The sequence below is a fragment of the Spirosoma aerolatum genome (genome assembly GCF_002056795.1).
In the GTDB taxonomy this organism is placed as follows: Bacteria; Bacteroidota; Bacteroidia; order Cytophagales; family Spirosomataceae; genus Spirosoma; species Spirosoma aerolatum.
In genome coordinates, this window is the sequence record NZ_CP020104.1 from 7,262,802 (window position 1) to 7,287,658 (window position 24,857).

The window sequence follows — 24,857 nt, forward strand, 5'->3', positions numbered from 1 at the left end:
TTTGCTGATGAGTCTTCTCTACCGTATCATTCGGGATAAGTATCGGCATACACCGCTTTCTACGGAAGGAAGCCGCTTATTTGGGGGGCGCTGGAACCCCAAAGGGGTCGGTGTACTCTATGTCACATCAACCCCTGAACTGGGTCTGGTCGAAACCTTAGCTCATGCGCCCTCAGTCCGTTATGAAGACCTACCCACTTACTGGGTGTTTTCGGTGGAGGTTCCAGATGATATTCGATACATTCGTCGAGATGAACTGCCGGAATACTGGCAGGAACAAACTTATGAACGCACTCAGGAATGGCTCATAGACTGGTTAGCAGACCCAGATCGACTTGGAGTAGCCATTCCATCGGTGCTGGTCCCCCTGTCCTACAATGTGTTGTTACATCCGGCCCATCCGTTATTCGATCAAATTAGAGTAATCAGCCAAGAGATTCAGCCTGTGGATCATCGGCTTTGGCGGGCCTAGTCAACCCAAAAGTCCATTTATAAATGGATAAACAAATTGAAATCAATTCATGCGTATCTAAAACAGCCCCGTCCTGTTCAATATAAGCGTATAGGCTTTAACCATTACCGATTTTGTGTCTAAGCGGCTTCTGCTCAGGGCAGAGTGATTGTTTCCATTCACTTCTGAAAAGGGTAAAAAAAGACATTTTTTGAGTCAACGCAACTGACGGACTCTTAACTGCATCTTCCCAAAACAAGGACAAGCCCGTAACTTATTAGTCAGGCCTGTCTATACTAGTTCTCTATTGCAGCCTATGGATAGCTGCCATTAATTCTGAAGCACTCGCCCTTTGTTGAGATAATATTATGTTAGTTGGCTATGCCCACGTTTCCACACAAGATCAAAACTTAGCTCTTCAATTAGATGACCTCAAAAAAGCAGGTTGTCACAAAATCTTTCAGGAAAAAGTGTCATCGGTTAAAGCACGCCCACAGCTTCAGAAGCTACTAGAGATTGTTCGGGAAGGTGACACGATCATTGTTTGGAAGCTCGACCGTTTGGGCCGATCGCTCAAAGAACTCTTCACGTTGATCAATGACTTTCAAGCTAGAGAAATTGGTTTCCGCAGCCTAAATGACGCTATTGATACTACTACGGCACAGGGTCGTTTAGTGTTTAATCTATTTGCTTCACTAGCCGAATTTGAACGGGATTTAATCCGCGAGCGTACCATAGCCGGTTTGGCCGCAGCACGGGCTAGGGGACGAATAGGCGGCCGTCCGAAAGGACTTTCTGCCGAAGCCCAAGTAAAGGCCCGAGCCGTAAAGACAATGTACGCTCTTAAAACCCATACAATTTTAGAGATTAGCCAATTATTTCATCTAAGCCGAGCGACAGTTTACCGTTACTTAGCCTGGAAAGAAATAAAATAACGGTTGCTTCATAAAATGGGCGTTTGAAACCATACCAATTCCCTGGTTTTTTTATTGGGTGACAACTTCAATAGGCTTACTCCCTTTCTACTAATTAATGTGCTCTTGGTCATCGTGCTAAGGCATCGGCGATGGCCTTTTCCACCAGCGGCTCCATTACTTTATAACCTGGTAAAGTCGGATGAACGCCGTCCTGCGTATAGGCCGCTTGCAAGCCTTTCCGGGCGTCCACCATGGGCGTATAATAGTCGACATACACTAGCTTATTCGTATCGGCGTAAGCCTTTAACAGACGGTTAAGCTTCACGACTTTTTCCGCCGGTTGTAGTCCAGGACGCCAGGGAAAATCATAAGCCGGAAGCACGGAAGACAACACCACACGAATCCCGTTCGTCTTAGCCAGTTCGGCCATCGAAACGATATTGCCCAATACACTTTCCAGGGAAATGGGTCCGGTGTTTTCGGCAATGTCATTGATACCGGCCAAGATGACCACTACTTTGGGCTTTAAGGCAATGACATCGTCCCGGAAGCGGACCAGCATTTGCGAGGTGGTCTGACCGCTAATACCCCGGTTGATATAGGGTTTTCCGGTAAAAAAACTACTATCGGTTCTTAACCAGAACTCCGTAATGGAATTACCCATAAAAACGATTCGCTGTTCACCCGCCTTCAGGGGAGCTACCAGCGCATTATCGCCAGCGTACCGGTTTCGGTTAGCCCAATCCATCCGCTGTGCTTCCTCCTGGGCCTGCAGGTATTTTTTGTACATCCCGTAGGTAACCCCTTTCAAGAGGCCGGTAGGTTGCTCGGGCCACAGTAATCCATTTGCTCCTAGCCAATCGCCAAACTGATCGATCCAGCCATCCGACGCTTTATCCTGCTTTTTCATGCCAAATCCATGACCTCCCGACTGGTAAATGTGAAGCGAAGCCGACTGCTTGGCCGTAATCCACTTGGTATAAATATCAATACTGGTGGATGTTAGCTTCAGCTCGTCGTCAGAAGCGACAGCTATAAAAGCAAGCATTTTATGGCTGGGCACCCGATTGCCTACAATATTCTTATCCCAGGCATAGATGGGTGCAATGAAATCAGGTCGACTTTCGGCATTGGCATTGTAGGCAACCGACATCGTAACGCCTCCACCTGCCGAAAACCCCATTAAGCCGATCCGATTCGGATTTATCGCATACATAGCCGCGTTTTTTCGGACATGGGCAACGGCTGACAAGCCATCGTTCATCGCCAAAGGTATAATCGGCGAAACAAGAGAGTCGAATTTTGCGGGGGAAGACGCTACCGCTTTTAAAACCTTTATGGGGTCGATTGTATGGGCCACCCGATACGTCAACACAAAAGCAGTCACGCCTTTTTTACTCAGCCATTGAGCTACTTCATTGCCTTCCGAGTTAATTGATAAAAAAGCCAGCGCCCCACCCGGTGCAATGATAACGGCAGTACCGGTATTAATGCCCTGGGCTGGAAACACTGTGAGTGTGGGCTCAACCACATTGTAAACAATTTTAGTGTTGGCGATTTGGCTATCATCGGATTGTTCAGCCCAATTCCAGGTTTCTGAACCCGGGGCCTTGTTGTCGTATAGGCGGATTACTTTAGTCTGTCCGAACGAACAGGTAGTCATCAGAAGAAGTAACCAAACGAGACGAAATTGCATGAGTGGAAAGGGTTTTTTGCGGTAAAAAATTTTATAAGACAAATCATCTGGACTTACCTGTCCAACCGGGTATTTACTGGGTTTGATAAAACATAACATAGAGTCGGACATCTTGTCTTAACCTCCGAGCCTTGAACTAGGTTGACGACAAACTGGACTGAAGCCGAAGGCACGGTAATAAACCGTCCCCATCGCCAAAAGAGTTGATGGCCTATCCGCCTGTTGATTTGTAACAGACGCAGGGCGGACCGTGTTACACGTTGGGTAGCGCAGATGATTGCTGGATACTGAAAGTAGAACGGGGTTCACTTAACGACAAACTCCTCGTCGCTCAGGCCAGTATTAAATTCATATTTGCTCACTTGGTTTACGTATTGCCCAGTTGAGTTCGTATCGATCGACTGATACGGGAGCTGAATCCCATTTACAGCTCGATAGTCGCTTATGTCCATCGTCAGAGGACCATCCTGATACGCATAGACTATTCTTACCAACAGGTCGCCTTGGGTGTCATAGTAAGAAGTCCAAAGCGGTGTTCCATCCGCCAGGGTGTAAGCAATCTTGTAGGCTTGTTTGCCCTTGATGGCTTCTGTACCTGTCAGCGTGTACTTGAGGTTATACTTCTTGAGGTACAACTCTGGTATCCACAGACCGGTTAGCAGCTCAAGTTGTCGATCTGCCGGTTTAGTTGGCAGGGGGTTATCCCCTAATTTAGCCGTCATTTGTTTGCCATCGATAACCTGCCGGTAGATGATTTTCCCGGTTTCGTCGTTGATGACAACCAGCCTTTTGTCGGGTATCTTGTACTTCCAAATTTGCTGGTTACTTGCACTGTTAGTAGAGATAGTGGCTTGAGCACTAATGTCTTTGATCTTTTCTAGGGCCTCTTTCCCTCCGAGGGCTTTAATGTAGTTGTTAATCACCTCATCAGCGGAGGGATTTTGCTGGGCGGTAGCGGTAAGCGAATAGGCTGTGGATAAGGCTACTACAAGAAGTAACGGTTTCATGGATTTGGTGATATGTAAATGGTTAAAATACAAGATCAAATATATTTTTATGCTTTCATAATGCAAAAAATGAATAGAATAGTTTGTAACCCTGGGCTAACCTAATGATTTAAGTTAACTTCTAGTTATGAATGTGTTGGGTTCCTTGCATGCTACTGATGGAGTTAGACAGGACCGCCTCAGGAAAGGCTCCGACGTGAGATTTGGGTATCCGTGATTCCGGCGTTTTAATAGATGGTTTATTTTAATAACTGTCAATAAGTATTCGTAGCATACGTTTAAACAGGGATAGGTTAGGGCTCTTTGCATATCAGTAAAGGCACTACTCCAATCCAGTTAAGCCACCACTTTTTCGGGAGTAATTTTTTTTTGTTTATGTACTTTTCCATTCAGGAACAGGCCAATGAAGGTGCCTCTTACCAGGTAGTGATAGCTCACCAGGCAAATGATGCTGGTAGCTGAAAAAGTAATGGTAAACTTTAAGAAGGCAGATAATGGATAATCGAAAAGTAGCCCGACGATGAACGCAATAACCGGCAGATGAATGATATATACCCAATACGAAGCATCCATCAAATAACTTAAGCGAGCTGAATACTGATTGAAATACGTCAGGAAAAAGGCCAGGAAGCCAAATACAAATAAAGGTGTGTACAGAGCGGAAAGAGCTATTTTAAGAGCCAGCGCTGTAGGTGTTAAGGGCCATTGGATAATGCACTGCGCTAGAAAAAGAAAAGTGGCAGCACTTACCTGAAAAATCGGATAGTAAGCCAGCTTAGACAGGCTATTAGTGGTATAAATGATCCAGCCTAGCCCGAAAAAGAGGAGATAGGTGATAAATACCGATGGCGTAACGATCCACCCAAAACTGGTTAGCAGATAGGGGCTTTGCTGCCAGTAAAGACATAGAAAATAGAGTGCGCCCAGGCATAGCGTACGTAACCAGAAACGTTGAAGCACAGTTGAGGAAAGTTTTCTAACGGTAATGGTATACGTTTCTGCTTTTTGAGCTGCCTGTATTAGCAACCAGGCAATAACCGCATAAAGGGCTAAAAAATATAAAAACCATAAGTGGCCTAGGTAAAAGGGTAGAAATTTGCCAGCCATAACCGCTTCCCAGCCAACTCGAACGGGGGAGGGCGTATGTATAAGTTTCGCACCTGAGTAGGCAAAAACGAAAGCCTCCAGCGGATCAATAAGTAGTGTGAAAGCTAATAAAGGCAGAACAATCCGCTTGAAGCGGTTGACTAGCATCGTATTGGGCCCTTTTTTATAAAGTAGCAGGGCGCAGAAAAAGCCGGAGACAACAAAAAATATGGGCATCCGAAAGCTATGAATAAAGCCAGAAGTCAGGTCAAATAATATACTATTGACAGAGTCCCGCAGGGGCCATAGATTATAGTTGGTTGCGAGATACGCCAGGGAACCATGTATGACAATACCCAATAGCATCATGATACTCCGTAAGGCATCGAGCCCATAAATGCGTTCGCTCGTTTGCAGGTTAGTGGTTTCCATTAGGATAGAATGTAAAATAGGATGGTATTATGAACAGATCGGCTCTCTTATTTCACCACGAACTCGGCGTCGCTGAGGCCCGTATTGACCCGGTATGCTTTGATGGTCATGGTTCCCGTTCCTGGGTACATCATAAACGGTAGTTTGATGCCACTGACCACCCTGTAATCGCCGTAGCGGGTGATTTCCTCGCCCTTGTCCGTTGGGTTGGGAACGACCACCTGCACTTTCAGTCCCGTTTGGGTGTCGTAGTTGGTATACCAGCTTAGGCCGTCGGGAATAGTATGGATCAGTTTGTAGGTTTCTTTGCCATCGACGGTTTCCTTACCGGCGAAGATCGATTTCACTCCTTTCCTGTCGAAGTACAACTCAGGCATGATCTGGTAGGTAAACAGCCCGCGCTCAATCAGGGCCAGGCTGAGTGGCACCTTGTTAGTCCCCATCTCAATTGAAACGTTCTGACCATCGGCAACTCCTTTGTATAACGTCTGCCCTTTGTCATTATCGGAAATGATTAACGCTTTTAGAGGAGCCTTATACTTCATCGTCACAAAAACATTGGTTCCCATAACGGCTTCGCCTGAGAGATCTTTGAGAGTAGCCAATACTTTTTTTCCGCCCAACGCTTTGAAGTAAGCAGCCAGCACCTGATCGGCAGTGGTTAGATTTTGGGCGTTGGCTGTCGTGGTCATACAGAAAATGGTAATTAAGAGTAGGAAATTGACGAGTGTTTTCATGTTTGCTTTAAAAGTTAGATGATGGGGTTTGAAAAAATCAGGGATGGGCTTACCCGTTTCGAACAGAACAAAGGGCTTTGGGGTAACTTCTTCAATTCTTCAGAAGCGAATGACTTACCCAGTAAGCGAGTGCATAAAAGCTAACGATAGTCAGTATACGGATAATCCAATACGGTAATTTAGATTGATTGGCCTGCATTACTACTGGGGTTTGGTTGGTTAATATGAGTTCGTTTTGGATAAACAATTAACCAATAGCGGGGACGTAAAATCGAGATTGCTGGCGTAACGCCAAGGCTTATCCTGACGTTACGTTTTCAACTGAGAAGGCACATGCCTACCCGCTTTGGACAGAACAAAGGTCGTCCAGAGGTCATCGTAAAGCTTTCACTTTTAGGTCAAAAGCTGCTACTTTTCGGTAATAGGAAGATTTTCTTTATCGTTTGTACCGTACAGTTTCCTGATGGATTAAATCGGCAATTGAACCGTGAATGCGGCTCCGTCACCTTCGTCACTTTCCACTAGTAAAGCTCCGGAATGCCCTTTGGTAACAATGTCATAACTGAGACTGAGGCCTAAGCCTGTACCTTCGCCTGGGGGCTTAGTCGTAAAAAAGGGCTGGAACAGTTTATCTTTAATCGAATCATGTATACCCAAGCCATTATCCCTGACTTGTAGGACCACATAGCCAGTTTGAGCGTAACTACTCACCTCCAGCATCGGCTGGTAGCTAATGGCTTTTTGCTTTTCTCGTTGCCGAACGGCGTAAAAAGCATTGTTGTACAGATTTAGCAATACACGACCAATATCCTGATTATTCAGATAGATAGCGGGAATGCTTGAGTCAAATGACGTTACTAACTGGCAGTTGAAGGAGCTGTCTTTGGTGCGGAACCCTTGATATGCCAATCGTAGATAGTCATTGGCTAATTTATTAAGATCGGTGAGCTGTCTTTCGCTACTACTTGCCTGCGAGTGGTCAAGCATTCCTCTTACGATGGCTTCTGCTCGACGGCCATGATGGGTGATTTTTTGCAGATTTTGTCGAAGATCCTTAATCACGTCTTCTGCATACGCCTTTTCGGCAATGGCGATTGCCTGTAATGGACCTTCCTGTAGTTCGTCAACTAATTCGGAACTGACTTCGGCAAAGTTGTTGACAAAGTTGAGTGGGTTCTGGATCTCATGGGCTATGCCCGCCGTCAATTCACCTAAGCTGGCCAGTTTCTCTTTCAGGATGAGTTGAGCCTGAGAGGCTTTGAGTTCGGCGGTGCGCTGCTCAACTTTTTCTTCCAGCACCCGGTTCTGGGTTTCGATGAGTACTTGGTTCTCTTTGGTTAAACGTAGTTGCTCTTGGATGGCTTCGTCCTGATACTTTTTGAGCAGGTTAACTTTGTAACTAAGACCCAAGGTAAAGAAAAGCATTTCAACGGCAGACCCTATGATAACACTGAAAGTCTGCCAAAAGCCAAAAGGAAAAATTTCTATGATACGGGCATAAACGCTTGCGAATAAAGCAAGATGACCCAAAAGTAAAAACCAGCCAGCCTTGTTTCCTCGTCGTAAAACCACTATCGCAGTAAGTAAGACATAAATAAATGAGGAAGTGTAATTGATGGTGAAAAAGTAATTTAAAGGAAAATCAACAATACCTATAGCCACCAGGGTGAGGACAACTAAGCTAACACAGAGTACCCCAACCATAACCTGTCCGGTGCGGTAAAGCCAAGGAGCGTATTGCCTAACTGACAAAAATGACATCGTAAAGAGAATAATGAGGAGTATACTAATAGTTGTCGTTACCCATCCAAACCGCTGCATTACAGTCTGCCAGGTCCCCAGCCATTCAATGGTTAGCCCTGCTGACAAGGCTATATTAAAGCCATGACTCAACACCCAAATGCTATACATGAGGTTATCACGATCTCTTAACTGGACAAATAGCAAAAGACTGTATAAGGCCATCAGCAAGGCAAATCCATAATAAATTCCGTAGGTCCAGTCTTCTATATGCAGTTGATGGGCCATCGGAAGCGCACCGCAAATTTGGAAGTTAGGCATCGTGAACTCTTGGTTGATGTAGATGTAAAGCTGATGCGTTTGTCCTCCACGGGCTTGTAAGGGGAAAATGTTTCGGCTATGCCGGAAAGCCAATTCCGCAGGTGTAGCTGACCGCTTTTGGTGGATTTGCTGAAAAAGGGTTCTACCAGTCGCTTCGCAAACCAGTATATCGTTCCCGAAGGAATGCACACGCAAGAAGAAATCATTTGGGGTATTGTTGGTCAGATTGATACGCAACCAATAGGATTTCTCAGGGTTTATATGGCTACCTATGGGATCGAAGCGGTAACGCTCGGGGTGTTGCAATAGCGAATCGATGGTAAGTTGTCCCGGCTGGGTTTCCAGTGCGACAAAATGATCAAAGAGAGAGTATGTCTGGTCTGGGTCGTTTACAATAACGGACTGCGCAGCAGAAGCCATGCTCAGCAGACTTAGTAAAAGGGTAAAGAGTAGTCGTTTCATGCAGAATGGTCGATTAGGATAGGTAAGCATCAAACAGGCAGCGTAATGATAAACTGAGTTCCTTCCCCTTCCTGGCTCTCCACCGTCATCGTGCCTCCATGGCCTTTGGTCACAATGTCATAACTCAGACTCAGCCCCAGTCCGGTTCCCTCGCCCGTAGGCTTGGTGGTGAAAAAGGGCTGGAAGATTTTCTCTTTCACTGCATCGGGGATGCCTGTGCCGTTGTCCCGCACACAAATCACCACTCGCCCTGGCTCCTGGCGCGTACTGACCCACACAGTGGGCTGATAATCCGATGGGGCGGTTTGTTGCTTTTGACGAACGGCGTAGAAGGCGTTGTTGTAGAGATTGAGCAAGACCCGGCCGATGTCCTGAGGAACCACCGACACAGTGGGTAGATCAGCAGCCAAGTCTGTTTTGAGTTCACAGCTAAAGCGCTGGTCTTTGGCTCGTAATCCCTGATAAGCCAAGCGTAGGTACTCATCGGCCAGGACGTTGAGGTCAGTGGGTTGTTTCTCGCCGGTGCTGGCGCGGGAGTGTTCGAGCATGCCTTTGACGATGGCGCTGGCTCGTCGGCCGTGGTGGGCGACCTTTTGGAGATTCTGGCGCAGGTCTCCAGCAATGGCTTTTACCTCTTCGGTATGACCCGCATCAGCTTCTTCTTCCAACTCGTCCACTAACTCAGCAGAGACCTCAGAGAAGTTATTGACGAAGTTGAGGGGGTTCTGAATCTCGTGGGCGATACTGGCTGTCAGCTCACCCAGGCTGGCGAGTTTCTCTTTCTGGATGAGTTGAGCTTGGGTTGCTTTTAGGGTTGTAAGTGACTCCTGTAGCTCGGCGGTGCGTTGCTCGACTTTCTCTTCCAGCACCCGGTTTTGGGTTTCGACTAATTGCTGGTTTTCTTGGGTTAGCCGAAGTTGCTCTTGTATGGCCTCGTCCTGATGCTTTTTGAGCAGGTTGACTTTGTAGCTAAGGCCGAATGTAAAGAAGAGAATTTCAACAATCAGTCCAAAATAACTACTGCTATAGGTCCAGAAATTCATGGGGTAAATGGCCACCACCATCAGGACAGTGAAAAGCATAAAAACGTAAAACGCCAGATTACCTAACACAAAGTATAATGCCGGCTTAAAGCCCTTCCGGTAACTGATGATACCGACGACCAAACAATACAAAGAATCAGTTACCAAAAATAAATTTAAAAAAATATCAGGTGCGTTGTCAGTCAGAAAAAGCCCCATTGCCACTATATCAAACGCTATTACCAGTAAACTGAGCCGATACAAGGCAGGCGAACGCTGCTGCAAGGATAAAAACGAAATGGCAAACAACTGATGCACCAGGGTATTCGCATAAGCCCAAACAAGGGCATAATGACCACCTGTATTGTGGAGCCAGGGCCAATAAGTAGCCATGTGGTTGTAAAAACTCAGACCATTCCAGGCAACTAACAATACCCAAAGCATGTAGATTAAATTGGCCTTATCGCCCAGCCTCAGATACAGCAATAAGCTGTATATAATAACCATCAGCACGAAGCCGCAGAATAGTCCCGCTATCAGGTCTTGCCACTGCAACTCTTTGGTAAGTGCCAGACTCGACTGTAGAGTGGCATGAAACGCAGAATAACCGGATTCTCCCAAACTAATGTAAACAGTATGGGTTTGGGCCATTGGAATTCGAAGCAGACAAACGCGCCGGATGTTATAGTAGCTGTCCGAAGGCCGGGCTATGATCCCCCTAAAAGTTTGGCTTCCCACCACACGGTTATTAGAAACGGTATAAACTAATACCTGCGGGTTATTGAAGATCGGAAAGTGCAGGAACAGATCTGCGTTTAGCTCATTGGTCACCCTTAACCGTAGCCAACAAACCTTTCCTTTCTCCCAGGTAGGCATCTGTTGTTTCACTGGCACAAACGCATACTTCTGCGGGTGCTTCAAGAGCGAGTCGATGGTGGCTTGACCTGGCGCAAGCTCCACGGCCTCGGCAAAGTCTTGCAGATAGTAAGTTTTCAGCGAATCGTTCAGCACCAACATCTGAGCGTGGGTAGCCAGCCCGAATAAACACAGTACAAGTGTTAGAAGTAGTCGTTTCATGAGTGGTGGATTGAATGTGTATAGATCAACAGGGCAGCGTAATGATAAACTGAGTTCCTTCCCCTTCCTGGCTCTCCACCGTCATCGTGCCTCCATGGCCTTTGGTCACAATGTCATAACTCAGACTCAGGCCCAAACCCGTGCCCTCGCCCGTAGGCTTGGTGGTGAAAAAAGGCTGGAAGATTTTCGGTTTGATGGCGTCGGGAATCCCCGTGCCGTTATCCTTTATACGTAGTTCAATATGCCCATTATGTGCTTCAATACACAACTCAATTTGAGGGGTGTAGCCCACTTTTTGCTGCTGGCTTCGTTTATGAACTGAGTAGAAAGCGTTGTTCAACAGGTTAATCAAGACTCGACCCATGTCCTGAGTGATTACCTGAATAGGTAAGGAGTCAGGCTGGAAGCTGGTCTGCAGTTCACAGCTAAAGTCCTGATGTTTGGAACGGTAGCCCTGAAAGGCAATTTTATAGCACTCTTCGGTAAGTCGGATCAGGTCGGTTTCCTGTTTTTCGCCAGAGTCTCCATTCGAATGCTCCAGCATGCCTTTGACAATGGCACTGGCTCGTCGGCCATGATGGGCGATTTTGGTGAGGTTCTGGCGCAGATCATCGGCAATAAAGCCAGCTTCATCCAGGTCACCATCGATCAGGGCTTGTTTCTGCTCTTCAACCAACTCGGAACTAACCTCGGCGAAGTTATTGACGAAGTTCAAGGGGTTCTGAATCTCATGAGCAATACCAGCGGTGAGTTCGCCCAGGCTGGCGAGTTTTTCTTTCTGAATGAGTTGGGCCTGAGAGGCTTTTAGCTGTGCGGTGCGTTCTTCGACTTTTTCTTCCAGCACCCGGTTTTGAGTTTCGATCAGCGTTTGGTTCTCCTGGGTTAAGCGGAGTTGTTCCTGAATGGCTTCATCCTGATGTTGTTTGAGGAGGTTGACTTTGCTTCCCATAGCGAGTGTAAAAATCAGAATCTCAAGACCGGACCCGATTGCCATACTGTTGAACGTCCAGAAATTGAAGGGAACCTTATTAAAGAGTAGCAGAACATAATTCCATCCGAAACCGTATAATACAACTGTACCGATGACGATATACAGCGCAGGTCTGAACCCCTTCCTATAAGCTACTAATCCGATGAAAAGGCTGAATAAGCCGTCTATAAGTGTAAGTAGAGGTCCAGGGTTTGGATACTGATTGTTTAGAATAATTAAAGCCAGTTGAGCGACAGCAGTAAAAATATAAAAGCCTCCTAATACCAACCCGAATTTGTACCAGCCCCTTGCTACACGGCGAAGTGGCAAAAAGAATATTAGAAATAATAAATGGATTAGCCCAACAAGTGGAATGATAACAGGGTTAAACGTAAAATACAGATTGTGCGTCTGGGACGATAATTCAACTTCCTGGCCAGAACTAAGACTGATCCCAAAACCAGTCAGGAATACCCAGATCGCATACAGTAAATTATCCCGGTCACCCAGACGCATAAACAGAATTAGGCTATATAACATCACAATCAGCACAAAGCCATAGAAGAACCCGTAGAGTAAATCTTCGCGATGGCTTTCTCTGAGCAGCAACAGGTTGGCCTGAGCATAAATAGGTAAGGTTGTTGCCCAGATTTGATCGATGTAGACATAGACTGTGTGAGTTCGCCCTTGACCCAGATGCAGGGTCCACAGGCGTTTGCTATGTTGGAAGTAATCCGTCGTGTCGGTAACCAGCAAGGCTAAATCCCGCTGGTTAATTACTCGCTTGTTATCAGTTTCGTAGAGAATCATCCGGTTAAAGCTCAACAGGAAAATACGCAGCGCGAAAAGCTGGTGAGTCGTGTTGGTTAGTTCCAGCCGCAACCAGTAAGAATGGCCAACCGTTAGGCCTTGCTGTTTGATGGGCGTGAAGCGGTATCTATCGGGTTGTTGCAACAGAGAGTCGATAGACACTGTACCGGGCCTAACTTCGAGCGCCGAAAACTGCTCAAAGAGAGGATACGACTGATTGGGGTCGTTTAACACCAGCGGCTGGGCGTGGGTCAGGTAGCTGATGAGTAGCAGTTGTAGCGGTAAAAGTCGCTTCATGATTGGTGGGGTTATGATTTTGTACTAACAAGGCAACGTAATGACAAACTGGGGGCCCTCACCTTCCACACTCTCCACCGTCATCGTTCCACTGTGCCCCTTGGTTACAATGTCATAACTCAGGCTGAGGCCCAGACCTGTGCCTTCTCCGGTAGGCTTAGTGGTGAAGAAGGGCTGGAAAATCTTGTCCTCGATGGCTTTGGAAATGCCCGTACCATTGTCTTTTACACAGATCATCACCTTTCCCGGCTCTTGTCGGGTACTGACCCAAACCGTTGGTTGGTAACCGTCTTTGTCCTGCTTGGCTCGCTGCCCAACCGCATAGAAGGCATTGTTGTAGAGATTCAACAGCACCCGACCTATATCCTGAGCTACCACATTTACGGAGATCAGATTCGTATCAAAATTCGTTTGGATCGAAACCGTAAAGGCATTGTTCTTGGCCTGTTGCCCCTGATAAGCCAGCCGCAGGTATTCACCAGCGAGTTGATTGAGGTTGGTGGGGGTTGGCTCACCGGTACTGGTACGGGAGTGTTCGAGCATGCCCTGGACGATGGCACTGGCTCGTCGGCCATGATGAGAGACTTTTTGTAGGTTCTGGCGCAGATCGCTTGTAATGGCTTTCACCTCCTCGGCATGTCCAGCATCGACTTCTTGCTCCAGTTCCTCCACTAGTTCGTTACTCACTTCGGAGAAGTTATTGACGAAGTTGAGCGGGTTTTGAATCTCGTGGGCAATACCGGCGGTTAGCTCACCCAGGCTGGCGAGTTTCTCTTTTTGGATGAGTTGTGCCTGGGAGGCACGGAGTTCAGCGGTGCGCTGCTCGACTTTTTCTTCCAGTACCCGGTTCTGGGTTTCGATGAGGATTTGGTTCTCTTGGGTGAGCCGCAGTTGCTCTTGTATGGCTTCGTCCTGATGCTTTTTGAGAAGATTTACTTTGTAGGAAAGCCCCAGCGTGAAGAGCAGAATTTCGCCAAAGGCGGAGAAATAATAGCTGTTATAGGTCCAGAACGTTATCGGGTAGAGTCCATACGAGGTCATTATGTAAACGTACTGGCCTATATAGAAAACGATATTTCCGATTACAAAGTAAAGGGCCGGTTTGACCCCTCGACGATAAATGACCATACCGGCCACAATACTGTACAATCCATCAAGCACCATAGCTAAGAAAGGTAGCATGATAAACCCTTGATTGATTAATTTCAGAACAATAGAAACACCGTAGAAAGCGATCACCAACCAGCTTACCCGATATAAGCCTCGGGATCGCTGGCGTATCTGCAAAAAAGACAGGGCGAACAGGGTATGCACCAGTTCAATCCAAAAGACCTTATGATTGTTAATGATAGCGTGAATATTGTGTAAGGCTGGCGATAGGTTGGGCACTTGGTTTGTGGTTTCCAACATGGTCCAGGCAACCAACAGAATCCATACTACATAAATCACATTAACCCACTCACCCAGCCGTACAAATAGCAGCAAACTGTAGATTAAGATCATCAGAATGAAGCCCATAAAAAGGCCTACCATCAGGTCTTCGCTATAAAGTGTTTGCTGTAATGTCCAAACGGATTGAGCCGTAATGTGCAGGGTGGGCCATGTAAACCGAGCTACGTACACATACAGCGTATGGCTTTGCCCGTTGGGGATACGTAGAGGGAAGATAAGGCGTTTTTGCTGAAAGGTTTCGTTGGGATTTATAGTTGCTCCCATCCCGCTGAACATCTGCTGATGCAGCAAATGCCGATTGGCCACTTCGTAAACCACCACATGATTCTCAATAAGCATGAGAAATTGCAACAGCACGTTGGCATGGGTTCGATTGGTCAGCTCGACCCGCAACCAGACATCTTTCTTTCCTTCATAGTCTTTCTCAGCCTCCGGCTTAAGCGGCTTTTTCTTCACCGACACAAACTGATAATGTTCGGGATGGCGCAGCAGCGAGTCGATGGTGACTGTGCCAGGCTTTACCTCTAGCACGGTACAGTGCTCAAAAATGAAGTAAGTTTGATTCGGGTCGTTCAGAGTCACGGATTGCGCCTGAACAGGATCCACCAATAACAAGAGGAAGAGAGTGAATAGTAAAGGTTTCATGTACGGTGGTTGGTAATGGCAAATATAAGTAGTTGTACTTACCTACCCCAGATGCTTCTCTTTTTATAAATATACTGTTTCTAATTAAAAATGAGTTCATTAAGATTCTTCATAAACCCTTGCATTAGGCGTTAACATCGCTGTGTCCAGCAATCAATTTCTCAGATAACTTGTTGGGGTTTGCTGATAAAAATCCTTAAAAACCCTTGCGAAATAAGAGGGTGACTCAAAGCCCACCAGATAGGCGGTTTCGGATGCGTTGTGACCTGCTTTGAGTAAATCAATCGCTTTGCGAAGTCGATACTGTCGAATGACTTCATTGGGAGAAAGTTGTATGAGCGACTGTACTTTCAGGTAAAGCGTCTTTTGACTAACGGCTAGTTGAGTGGCTAACCATTCAACAGTCAGCGAAGAATCATCTAGGCGATCCTCAATGAGTTGGTATAACCGGCGAAGAAATTGATCCTGCACCGTTGCCAAGGGAGCTACTGGGTTAGCCTGAGCAAACTGCTGCCGATATTGATCCCGCAGTTTTTGTTGACGGTTCAGTAAATTACGTAGGCGTAGCCGTAGCTCGCCAACATTGAATGGCTTGGTTACGTACTCATCAGCACCATATTCAAAGCCTTTCCGTCGGCTATCGGATTCAACACTGGCTGTTAGCAGGATGATAGCGATATGATCGGTTGCCGGATCATTTCGTACCTGTTCGATGAGCGAGTAGCCATCCATTCGAGGCATCAGCAAATCGGCTATTATTACATCGGGTAGCTCTTCTTGCGCCAGTAGCCACCCTTCATAGCCATTGGCCGCCGAACGAATTCGATAGGTAGTGGCCAGTTCGGCCACCATAAACTCGCGCAGCTCTGTATTATCCTCAACGACCAGAATTAACGGTGAGCGCTCTCCATGCAGAGAGGTAACATCCTGATTTACGGCATGGAGTAGGTCAATTTTTGCTGTGGGTGCTACTAGTTGTAGGGCCTCCTGATAACCACTGGTTTGCTGAACCGGTAGCTCTATCCTGAACTCGGTTCCTGAGAGTCCTTCGCCCCCTTCTACACAACTTCGAACGTTGATTGTACCACCCATCCGCGCGATCAGATTATTGACCAGGGCTAACCCAATACCAGTTCCCTCGTAGGACTTGGTTCGCGAGCTATCGGCCTGGTAGAAGCGGTTAAAGATATAGGGTAGTTTATCGGCCGGAATACCAATGCCTGTATCGCTGATGGTTAATTGAGCCGACTGGGAGGTCTGGTTGAGGCTAATACTAATCTCCCCCGTTTCTGTAAACTTAATGGCGTTCGATAGCAAATTGAAGAGGATTTTTTCCCATTTACCGGCATCGAACAGATAATTACCCGGTGGCATGTCTGTCTGGTAGGTCAGTGCCAATTGTTTAATATCGGTCGATGGACGAAACAACTCCACAATTTGACCGACAAAACTGGGTAAGTCTCCTACTTCATTCACTAGATCCATTTGCTGGGCTTCCAGTTTATTAATGTCTAATAACTGGTTAATGAGCCTGAGTAACTGTAAGGCATTTCGCCGAACTGATGACAACTGCTTCTGATAAGGAGCCGGTAGGTCTGATGATTCTAGTAGCTGGTCTACTGGTGAGACAATGAGCGTAAGGGGCGCCCGAAGTTCATGGGTGATGTTGGCAAAAAAACGGGTCTTCATTTCGTCAACGGCTTTCAACTCGGCCGTTTCCCGCAACTGATTAACATGCCGAATCGTCTTTTCCAGGGTTGCTAGCAGGTCTTTATAGTTGACTGGCTTGGTAATAAAGTCAAAAGCCCCTAGGTTCATCGCCGTTCGAATGTTATTCATATCGCCAAACGCCGTTACCATCACGGTCCGGATCATTGGATGGCTATTGGAGAGCTTTGTCAGGAGCGTCAGTCCATCCATTCCCGGCATATGAATATCACTTAAGACAACATCAATGTCGGGGTATTGCTCGATAACAGACAATGCTTCCTGTCCATCACGAACATAAAAAAATTCATACTGCTTGGTTTGAATTTGTCGCCGGAAAAGCTGCTTAAATAGGATTTCCAGATCATCTTCGTCATCGACCAATAGAATTTTGGTTTTCATCAATAACTAAATTTACGTTACAAAGTCTTAACTCAGCAAAACTACTCAGCTACGTAACTAAAGCAATAGTAAACAACAGGTGTATGCCCTATGATTGGGTTGGGCATTTAGTGAACTATCTGACTCGTGCCCTAAAAGGTTTATTCTCAGAAAACCCTCCATCTTGGGACGAATAATTAATCATATTTTATTCATAGCCATACAAATGTTGCCGCTTTCTTCCTATCTTACTCCTGCGGAAGGATGACAATGAGAAAACGATGAAAACGTATCCATCAAAAGTAGGACTTGAACTAGCTATTCCTTTAGCTGGCTTATTTGTTGGTTTGGGTAGCTTGATGGCCTACAAAGGGCTTTGGGCAGGAGTAGGTATTATTTTGGTGGTGTCACTGCTGATCCTGCACTTGTTTATGACGACACGCTATAAACTGGACAAAAACACCCTCAACATTCAATCCGACTTTTTCTTTCATAAACAGGTGCCCGTTGCTTCCATCAAAAAAATCATCGAAACCCGAAGCCCCCTTAGTTCCCCCGCTCTTTCGCTGGATCGACTTGAAGTAGTTTATAATCGCTTCGATAGTGTGCTCATCTCTCCTACTGACAAGATGAGCTTCATCGCTGAACTTCTCCATCAAAAGCCGGACATTGAGGTTCAGCTAAAAAGAACACGCGCTGAAGGAAGAGCTTAGGTTAACTTCAACAGTAGGAGTATCGCAAAAACGCTCATCAATGAGACGAAGAGTGATTTGAGTATCCGAAATTGGGGCCATTTAGGAGACGGATATACTGTCAGGCGAAGTCATGACTAGCGCAATCGACATTGCCAATCGGGAAAATATTGTAATTATGTATTTTCGTTCAAGGACCTGATAGCTAGTTATCTTCTGAGTATTAGTTTGTCCCTACAGGTGGTTAGCCAGTAAACTATTCGATCATGAAAGCCTCCGTCCCTGTATTGTTGATTTGGATTCTCCTGTGTCCCTTGTTGCTGCTGGCTCAACCCGATTCGATTAGTTTGGGGGTCACTTTATCAGACCATCCCCGATTATTACTGCCTAAAGCAGAAGAACAACTTCTTTTGAAGGCTATTCAGTCCGATTCAACGCTGGCTCGTATTCATCAGGGCCTCATCGCCCAATGTGATAGTTTAGTGCCAATCCGACGGACGGCCTTAAGCGCCTTACGAGTGGAACGCTTCCAAGATCGGGATGTCCGGGAGGCTTTACGACGGTTGTTTGTCTTGTCGTATGGCTGGCGATTAACCGGTAAAGAGACTTACTTCCAGCGGGCAAAAAGTGAACTCTGGCATACGCTAATTCTCGCTCAGTGGAATCGAGAACGGCTGGATGTTGTGGCCCAAATTACAGTGGCTACTTCGCTGGCCTTTGATTGGCTATACCCCAACTTAACCCCTAAGGAGCGAATCTTCGTGCAAAAAACCATTGCCGAAAAAGGGCTACAAGCTATCATGGCTCCCAGTGATAGCAGTTGGACACCACCCACCGATACCCAAAAGCAGATGGCCAATACCGCTCTTGCCTACGGAGCGTTAGCCATTTACGAGTCAAAGCTATTATTGGCTCACGCTTGTTTAAATCAAGCCATTCGCTCTACTGATCAATTATTGGCTCTCTACGCACCCCATGGAGCTTATCCGTATGGCTACTCCGCCTGGAGTGATGCAACCAACTTTACAGCTCTATTGATTAGTGCCTTGCAGAAGGAGTTTAAAACGGACTTCGGTTTATTGAAACCGACCGGCTTTGTCAACACCAGTGCGTATGGTTTACAGATGCGAGCTCCCTCGGGTCGTTGTTTCAATTATGGAGAATCCTCCCTGGCGGCTCCCGTTCAACCCAGTTTGTTTTGGCTAGCTCGGCTTCCAAACACGCATGAGTTTGGCGCTTGGGAACGTAATTGGTTCTCCAATCAGCCAGTGGCCAGCTGGCAGCATGAAGCATTACTACCGGCTATTCTACTTTGGAGCTATGATCAGACTTGGACCAAACCCCTGCAGCCACCTACTAAGGTCTGGTTTGATAACGGTGCGATGCCCGTAGCCTCCCTTCGTAGCTCCTGGAGTGACCCACAGCCCCTGTTTATCGGCTTGAAAGCAGGAAGCCCTTCACTTCGGGGCGCTCATATGGATGTGGGCTCTTTTATCATCGAGGCTCAAGGCGAGCGTTGGGGGATCGATTTAGGCTATCAAAATACAGATTCGCTGGTACTAGCTGGAACCAACATGCATGATACGGGACCTAATGCCGCTCGTTGGCTGGTCTTTCGTAATTCGAATATGGCCCATAGCACCCTGACGGCTAATTATCTCCCTCAATCGACTAGTGGCTATGCGTCGATTATCAGTTCTTCGGATCAACCGTCATTCCTGAATGCCGTTACTGATTTGAAAGAACTGTATCCCGACTTGTTAGTAAGTGCGAAGCGAGGAGTAGCCATTATCGATAATCAGTATTTGCTGGTTCAGGATGAGGTGGAAACGGGCGAAAAGGAAACGATATTACGTTGGGCCATGGTAACGGCGGCTCAGATACAGGTGATTGATGATCAGCAGATAGTGTTACAGCAATCGGGCAAACAGTTAGGTTTAGTCGTTGATTCTTCCGTTAAGGTGAAGATGCAAACCTGGTCAACGGGGCCTCGCTATGAATATGATTCAACCAATGCCGGCACCTTGCTGATTGGTTTTGAGGTGAAAGTTCCTCCTCACACCAAACAATCCTGGCGGGTCAGGCTACTTCCTGGTACTAATGGGTTAGGAGCTCCCTCAAGTATTATCCCTCTATCTGATTGGCCCCATAACTAAGTCATCAAAGAAAACAAGCTGGTTTAATGGCAACTCACTATTTGTAATAGTGGTATTTCCGCCGATTGTGTAGAGAAGGTTTAGTATATCAGCCTAAATCTTCTGAAAGTTGGAGGTCTCTCAACGTTGTAGCCACGAGATATTTATTCTCAAAATACGCTCCACTTTGAGACGATGAAAACTTTGTGCATTTGCTCCTAAATGGGGTGTTTACTCTTCAACACCGCTTTCTAGGATACTAAACGTTTTCGAGCTACAGTCAATTTGAGCCATGGCCCCGTAAGGGAGGCTAAAAACTGGGCAGGTATGGCCAAAGTCCATTTCCGTGATAACAGGCATAGTCGGTAAATCCTCTTCGTGGAGCACCTTGAGTAGTTCATCATTATATTCCTTTACGTAAGCGTTGTTATCAGGCCTACCCAAAATAATGCCATTCGCCCTGGTCAAGATACCTTGCTGAGCATAATTCCGTAGCCACCACCGAAAAGAGTCAGGGGCTGGCCTAGCCTCGGAGGTTTCAAAAAATAAAATCGAGTTGGTCCACCGTTCTTGGTCGGGCCAGAATGGTGTGCCTTTTAGCATTTCTAATACCTCCATACAGCCTCCCATCAACCGGCCCTGCACGCTTGTCTGACCTTGCAGAAAATTCCACCCAGGATTAGCTTCTAACTTGCGTTTTCTGTTTTGTAAGGACAAATCTGACCAGTCCAGCAGTTCCGATGTCCACCCCATCTCATTGGGTGTTACCTGGCCAATCACCTCCCCTGAAAACAGCGTTCGGTTAATATCGGCAATCTGATAGGGATGCATACCCCCGTTTTCGGCAAAACCAACCAGTAAGGACGTACCATAAAAGGAGGATAGCCCCGCTTTTAAACAAAGAAAATGCGTGATGGTGCTATCGGAAAAGCCCAGAAATATTTTCGGATTTTGTCGAATAATCTCGACATCAACATAGGGTAAGATACGACAACTGTCGTCTCCACCAATCATAGAAATAATGGCTTTTATGGATGGATCGGCAAAGGCTTCCATTAAATCCTGGGCTCGTGCTTGCGGGTTTTGGTAGATCCACTGAGCCGATTTTAAGGCATGTGTAGTTTCAACAACCTCTACCCCAAATGTAGCTTGTAACTGTCGCTTTCCTTGTTGATAGCGCTCGGGTAGCTCGCCTGCTCCTCCCCAGGAAAGGGAAATGGTGGCGACTTTATCGCCGGGTTTCAAGGCCTTTGGTTTAACGAAGCTCATGAATTTTCACAGCCTACCGGCTTAGTTAAATAAAACGGTGTTGTCGACCCTGTTAACTGATCGCCAAAGTACGAAGGATCAAGCTAAATGGTATGGAACAACGTCTCGTTAAACGCTCCCACCTGAGACGCATAATCCGGGCCGCTGGTACCTTTCCACTGAACGCAAAAGAACGGTAACAAAAACTATTACCGGGGAAGTAGCGAGTTGATTTGCCTGAGAACAATTCAACCAACAAGGTTGTTTTTATTAGAGAGCTAAATGCTTCTCTAGTACGTCGCTTATGAGCAGTGCTTTTTTGAAAAATGAAACGGCGGATGCGCCTGTTGTTATTCCGGCACGCGCCCCTTTACCTCCCGGTACGCCCAATTATGTTACGCCCAAAGGTCTTGAGCTACTGCGCACTGAACTGATTGAGTTGGAAACCGAGCGCGCCCATTGGCAAGCGGCTATCGGCGATGATGAAAAAGAGCGTAGCCGCCAACTGGCCTTACTCAATGGGCGTATCGCCAATCTAAATCAGCGTATTTCTAGTGCTAAAGTAGTCGACTCTCAGCAGCAGGACAGCATTCGCTTTGGGGCTACAGTTGTTCTAAGAACCCAAATGGGAAAATTAGCGGGGATGGAACGGCGCTTGACCATTGTAGGCGTTGATCAAGCCAATGCTAGCCAGGGACTAATTGCCTTCACGGCTCCTCTGGCACGCGCCATACAGGGAAAACGACTTGGTGACACGGTGGTATGGCCGGCTGGAGCTGGTCAGCAACTACTAGAAATTGTAGGTATCACCTACGAAATGGCCTGACTATAAGGCATTGACTAGTAGTTGCCTATACTGCTCTAGTCGCGCTGACATCAATCGACTGGCCCGTCTCCCCCGCAATGTTCAGTACCCGAATCTGCTGCTCAATCAGCCAGACCCGCAGCCGTTGGATTCACCAGATGAGGCTTTCCTTAAAGCCAGTGTTATGAGTCAGTTTCGTGCTGCCCATTAGGTCGCTGAAGATCACCGGACCGCTTTGCCGTTTGGTACGGCACAGGCACGGGTGATGGGCCACCGCGACGCTGTTGCGGGTCCGGAAAATCCACGGTTCACCGTCGCTGTCATTTGGCAAGTCTGCAATGCATCATTAACTTAACTACAGCAGTACGATTGAGACGTTGATTAGTAACCAGGTAGCCAGTGCGAATGGCAGTTTACGACAGCAGTCAACTTCCACAGGTATCATTTTAGACTTAAACAGGCTGACTTGTAGAAACGGGAGTTTAAAGAGACAGCGATACATCTTTTAGTTAATCTCTTTCTTCTTAAAGTCGGTAATGCTCTTTCCATCATACCGATACGCCCCACCTGAGCCGAACCAAATTCTGCCATCAGTAGCCTCTAAAATCCCAAAAAGCATGGTTTTAGTATCATCAAAGTCTAATTCTACTTCGGTTACCGTGGGATTTTTGGTTGATAAGGTTTCTCCATCATACCGAAAAAGTGACCAACCCCAGTTGGTTAGTGAACTCGTCCAGATGGCTCCTTTTCTATCTTCATAGACATACGCAACTCCACGTTCGGTGAAATTGGTAAAGCTACTGCCGTCATAGCGCCAAAGCCCATACGGGCTCCCCAGCCAGATAGCCCCTTTTTTATCTTCGATGATCCTACGAACATTGATAAACGGAGCGCCGTCATGAGTGAGAACGGTAAATGTTTTTCCGTCATAACTATAGACATTGCCCCTGGTGGTAAACTAAAATTTCCCGGTTTTATCTTCAATAATCGAATTAACATCATTATCATCCTTCAGGAAGCGTCTTTCGTCCGATGTTAAAGGTAGACCTTCATGCATCTTATAAGTTCGAAAGGATTTGCCATCGTACCGGCTGGCTCCTTCTCCCGTACCGAACCAAATAGTCCCCGCTTTATCTTCGTAAATATCAAAAACCCCATTACTGGCAAGCCCCTCCTTAGTGGTAAAATGTTGAAAGGACTTGCCATCGTAATAATAAACCCCTTCGCCAACAGTACTAAACCAGAAATTCCCTTTTCGATCTTCTAAAACCGAAAAAAAATGGGCCGAACTCACTTGGCTGGTCACATTGGTAAACGATTTTCCATCATATCGATACACCCCACCAAAGGTTGCTAGCCAAATATTGCCCTTTCGATCTTGCTTGATGGTACGCGTGATATGGCTAGATCCATAGGCTGTACTTAGCTGTTTGGATTTGGCCTTGATTGTGTCTTTTGGCAGGTCATTTTTGGTGAGTGCTTTACTGGACGAGTAACCAGCAACCAGCAAGACTAATGCATATAGGAGTACGTACTTCATCCGTATTTCGTTTAATGGCCCAATGGATTTAACCGCAGCGGTGGGCCGCAAACCTAGTTGGTTTTGTATTGCCCTTTAGTTAATGGCTTGTTAATGAGTGTTAAAGAAAGATAAAGGCAGCCTTTACTTACTTTGAGTATTTTTGTCTGTGTGCAGTGTGGCCTATACAACTGTCTTATATTAACGCTCCCGCCTGAGACGAAGGAAGATTCAAATACCTGCTTTGTTATTGGGACGTTATACGATACCATGAATTAGCCATGAGAACGTGACAAGAATGCCTTTCACGTTCTCATGGCTGCCTTGGACCTCAAGAACTGCCTGATGTCTCAATCAAAAACAGGTGATCTATCGGTTGACCTAATCGGCCATCATCAGTTGCCTGATCCCTTTTCGAAATGCTTCATCGCCACCTGCCAGACGCTGCGTGTACATGGTGTTGGCATCGTCACCACAAACATAGCGCAACCGATCCGTCCCGTCGGTGGCCGCTTCATACACCACTTCGGCAATTTGCTCAGCCGTGGAATAATGGGAATTACTAATGGCCGCAAAAAACTTTCTGGCCAAGTCATCATAGGCCGGGTGAGACGGTAAAATGGTTCGCTCCCCCATATCAGTAGCCACCATCCCCGGTTCAATATTTTTGATGCCAATGCCAAACTGGCCCAACTCATACGACAGACTCTCGGCCCACCCCTCCAATGCCCACTTGCTGGCGTCGTACATCGAACTCATAGGAAAAGCCATCAGTCCCGCCGATGAAGTTGTATTAATAAACAAGCCCGTTCCGCGTTCTCTAAAACTCGGAATAAAGGCTTTTGTAACGCGGACTGTACCCAAAAAATTGGTCTCCATCTGGGCCACCAATTGTTGATCAGTGGTGGCCTCCAGGGCACCAAGTACACTGTATCCGGCGTTGTTAAACACGACGTCGACTGGGCTCATCGCCAGCGCTTTTTGCGTGGTTTCATTGATCTGCTCTAAGTCAGTCACATCCAAAGCCAGTAGAGTAATTCCTGCGATCTGATTAAGCTCAGTCTCTTTTTCTGGCTTACGCATAGTAGCGATTACATACCAGCCCTTTGAAGCGAAGAGTTTGGCGGTTGCTTTGCCAATGCCTGCTGATGCACCTGTTATAAAGATTGTCTTTTCCATAAGTAATTTTAATTTGGGGCAAACCTATTGTATATTCACTATACAATTACTATCAATTACCTTTTGGAT

General features: G+C 46.6%; 17 protein-coding genes. 5 read left to right on the forward strand and 12 right to left on the reverse strand.

All coding sequences use genetic code 11. The features are described 5' to 3' along the window. The first annotated feature begins 7 nt into the window (after window positions 1–7). Complete coding sequence (locus B5M13_RS30335; RefSeq protein WP_080059220.1) at window positions 8–472, forward strand: RES family NAD+ phosphorylase; 465 nt, start codon at window positions 8–10, stop codon at window positions 470–472. Window positions 473–819: 347 nt separating this feature from the next. Next, on the forward strand, window positions 820–1,386 hold the full coding sequence (locus B5M13_RS30340; RefSeq protein ID WP_080059221.1) for a recombinase family protein: 567 nt from the start codon (window positions 820–822) through the stop codon (window positions 1,384–1,386). Window positions 1,387–1,495: 109 nt separating this feature from the next. Here the strand turns inward: B5M13_RS30340 and B5M13_RS30345 are convergent, their stop codons facing one another. From B5M13_RS30345 to B5M13_RS30385, 9 genes are all read right to left on the reverse strand, one after another. Then, on the reverse strand, window positions 1,496–3,064 hold the full coding sequence (locus tag B5M13_RS30345) for a GDSL-type esterase/lipase family protein (protein WP_218919468.1): 1,569 nt from the start codon (window positions 3,062–3,064) through the stop codon (window positions 1,496–1,498). 305 nt (window positions 3,065–3,369) lie between these two features. Then, window positions 3,370–4,071: a LolA-like protein gene (locus tag B5M13_RS30350; RefSeq protein WP_080059223.1), complete on the reverse strand. Its 702-nt coding sequence runs from the start codon at window positions 4,069–4,071 to the stop codon at window positions 3,370–3,372. A gap of 336 nt (window positions 4,072–4,407) precedes the next feature. After that, the gene (locus B5M13_RS30355) at window positions 4,408–5,589 is read right to left on the reverse strand and encodes an acyltransferase family protein (protein ID WP_080059224.1); all 1,182 of its coding nucleotides are present in this window, start codon (window positions 5,587–5,589) and stop codon (window positions 4,408–4,410) included. 47 nt (window positions 5,590–5,636) lie between these two features. Beyond that, window positions 5,637–6,326 (reverse strand): hypothetical protein, encoded by a 690-nt coding sequence (locus B5M13_RS30360; RefSeq protein WP_080059225.1) that lies wholly within the window; start codon window positions 6,324–6,326, stop codon window positions 5,637–5,639. A gap of 468 nt (window positions 6,327–6,794) precedes the next feature. Further along, the gene (locus B5M13_RS30365; protein ID WP_080059226.1) at window positions 6,795–8,849 is read right to left on the reverse strand and encodes a sensor histidine kinase; all 2,055 of its coding nucleotides are present in this window, start codon (window positions 8,847–8,849) and stop codon (window positions 6,795–6,797) included. Between the two features lie 29 nt (window positions 8,850–8,878). Continuing rightward, the gene (locus B5M13_RS30370) at window positions 8,879–10,948 is read right to left on the reverse strand and encodes a 7TM diverse intracellular signaling domain-containing protein (RefSeq protein ID WP_080059227.1); all 2,070 of its coding nucleotides are present in this window, start codon (window positions 10,946–10,948) and stop codon (window positions 8,879–8,881) included. Window positions 10,949–10,973: 25 nt separating this feature from the next. Continuing rightward, window positions 10,974–13,025: a sensor histidine kinase gene (locus B5M13_RS30375; RefSeq protein WP_080059228.1), complete on the reverse strand. Its 2,052-nt coding sequence runs from the start codon at window positions 13,023–13,025 to the stop codon at window positions 10,974–10,976. Window positions 13,026–13,049: 24 nt separating this feature from the next. Continuing rightward, window positions 13,050–15,122: a 7TM diverse intracellular signaling domain-containing protein gene (locus tag B5M13_RS30380; RefSeq protein ID WP_080059229.1), complete on the reverse strand. Its 2,073-nt coding sequence runs from the start codon at window positions 15,120–15,122 to the stop codon at window positions 13,050–13,052. 153 nt (window positions 15,123–15,275) lie between these two features. Continuing rightward, on the reverse strand, window positions 15,276–17,231 hold the full coding sequence (locus tag B5M13_RS30385; protein ID WP_080059230.1) for a response regulator: 1,956 nt from the start codon (window positions 17,229–17,231) through the stop codon (window positions 15,276–15,278). 260 nt (window positions 17,232–17,491) lie between these two features. On the opposite strand from B5M13_RS30385, the gene B5M13_RS30390 reads away from it, so the two are divergent. Then, window positions 17,492–17,923 (forward strand): PH domain-containing protein, encoded by a 432-nt coding sequence (locus tag B5M13_RS30390; protein ID WP_080059231.1) that lies wholly within the window; start codon window positions 17,492–17,494, stop codon window positions 17,921–17,923. Window positions 17,924–18,168: 245 nt separating this feature from the next. Then, complete coding sequence (locus B5M13_RS30395; protein WP_080059232.1) at window positions 18,169–20,058, forward strand: heparinase II/III domain-containing protein; 1,890 nt, start codon at window positions 18,169–18,171, stop codon at window positions 20,056–20,058. 210 nt (window positions 20,059–20,268) lie between these two features. Here B5M13_RS30395 and B5M13_RS30400 read toward each other — a convergent pair whose 3' ends face one another. Further along, a complete protein-coding gene (locus B5M13_RS30400) occupies window positions 20,269–21,306 on the reverse strand; it encodes a S66 family peptidase (RefSeq protein ID WP_080059233.1) in 1,038 nt (345 codons plus the stop codon). Between the two features lie 283 nt (window positions 21,307–21,589). On the opposite strand from B5M13_RS30400, the gene B5M13_RS30405 reads away from it, so the two are divergent. Further along, window positions 21,590–22,111: a GreA/GreB family elongation factor gene (locus tag B5M13_RS30405; RefSeq protein WP_080059235.1), complete on the forward strand. Its 522-nt coding sequence runs from the start codon at window positions 21,590–21,592 to the stop codon at window positions 22,109–22,111. A gap of 937 nt (window positions 22,112–23,048) precedes the next feature. On the opposite strand, the gene B5M13_RS34325 is transcribed toward B5M13_RS30405, so the two are convergent. Continuing rightward, window positions 23,049–23,630: a ligand-binding sensor domain-containing protein gene (locus B5M13_RS34325; RefSeq protein ID WP_245859570.1), complete on the reverse strand. Its 582-nt coding sequence runs from the start codon at window positions 23,628–23,630 to the stop codon at window positions 23,049–23,051. A gap of 360 nt (window positions 23,631–23,990) precedes the next feature. Next, the gene (locus tag B5M13_RS30415) at window positions 23,991–24,788 is read right to left on the reverse strand and encodes an SDR family oxidoreductase (RefSeq protein WP_080059236.1); all 798 of its coding nucleotides are present in this window, start codon (window positions 24,786–24,788) and stop codon (window positions 23,991–23,993) included. Window positions 24,789–24,857: the final 69 nt, after the last annotated feature.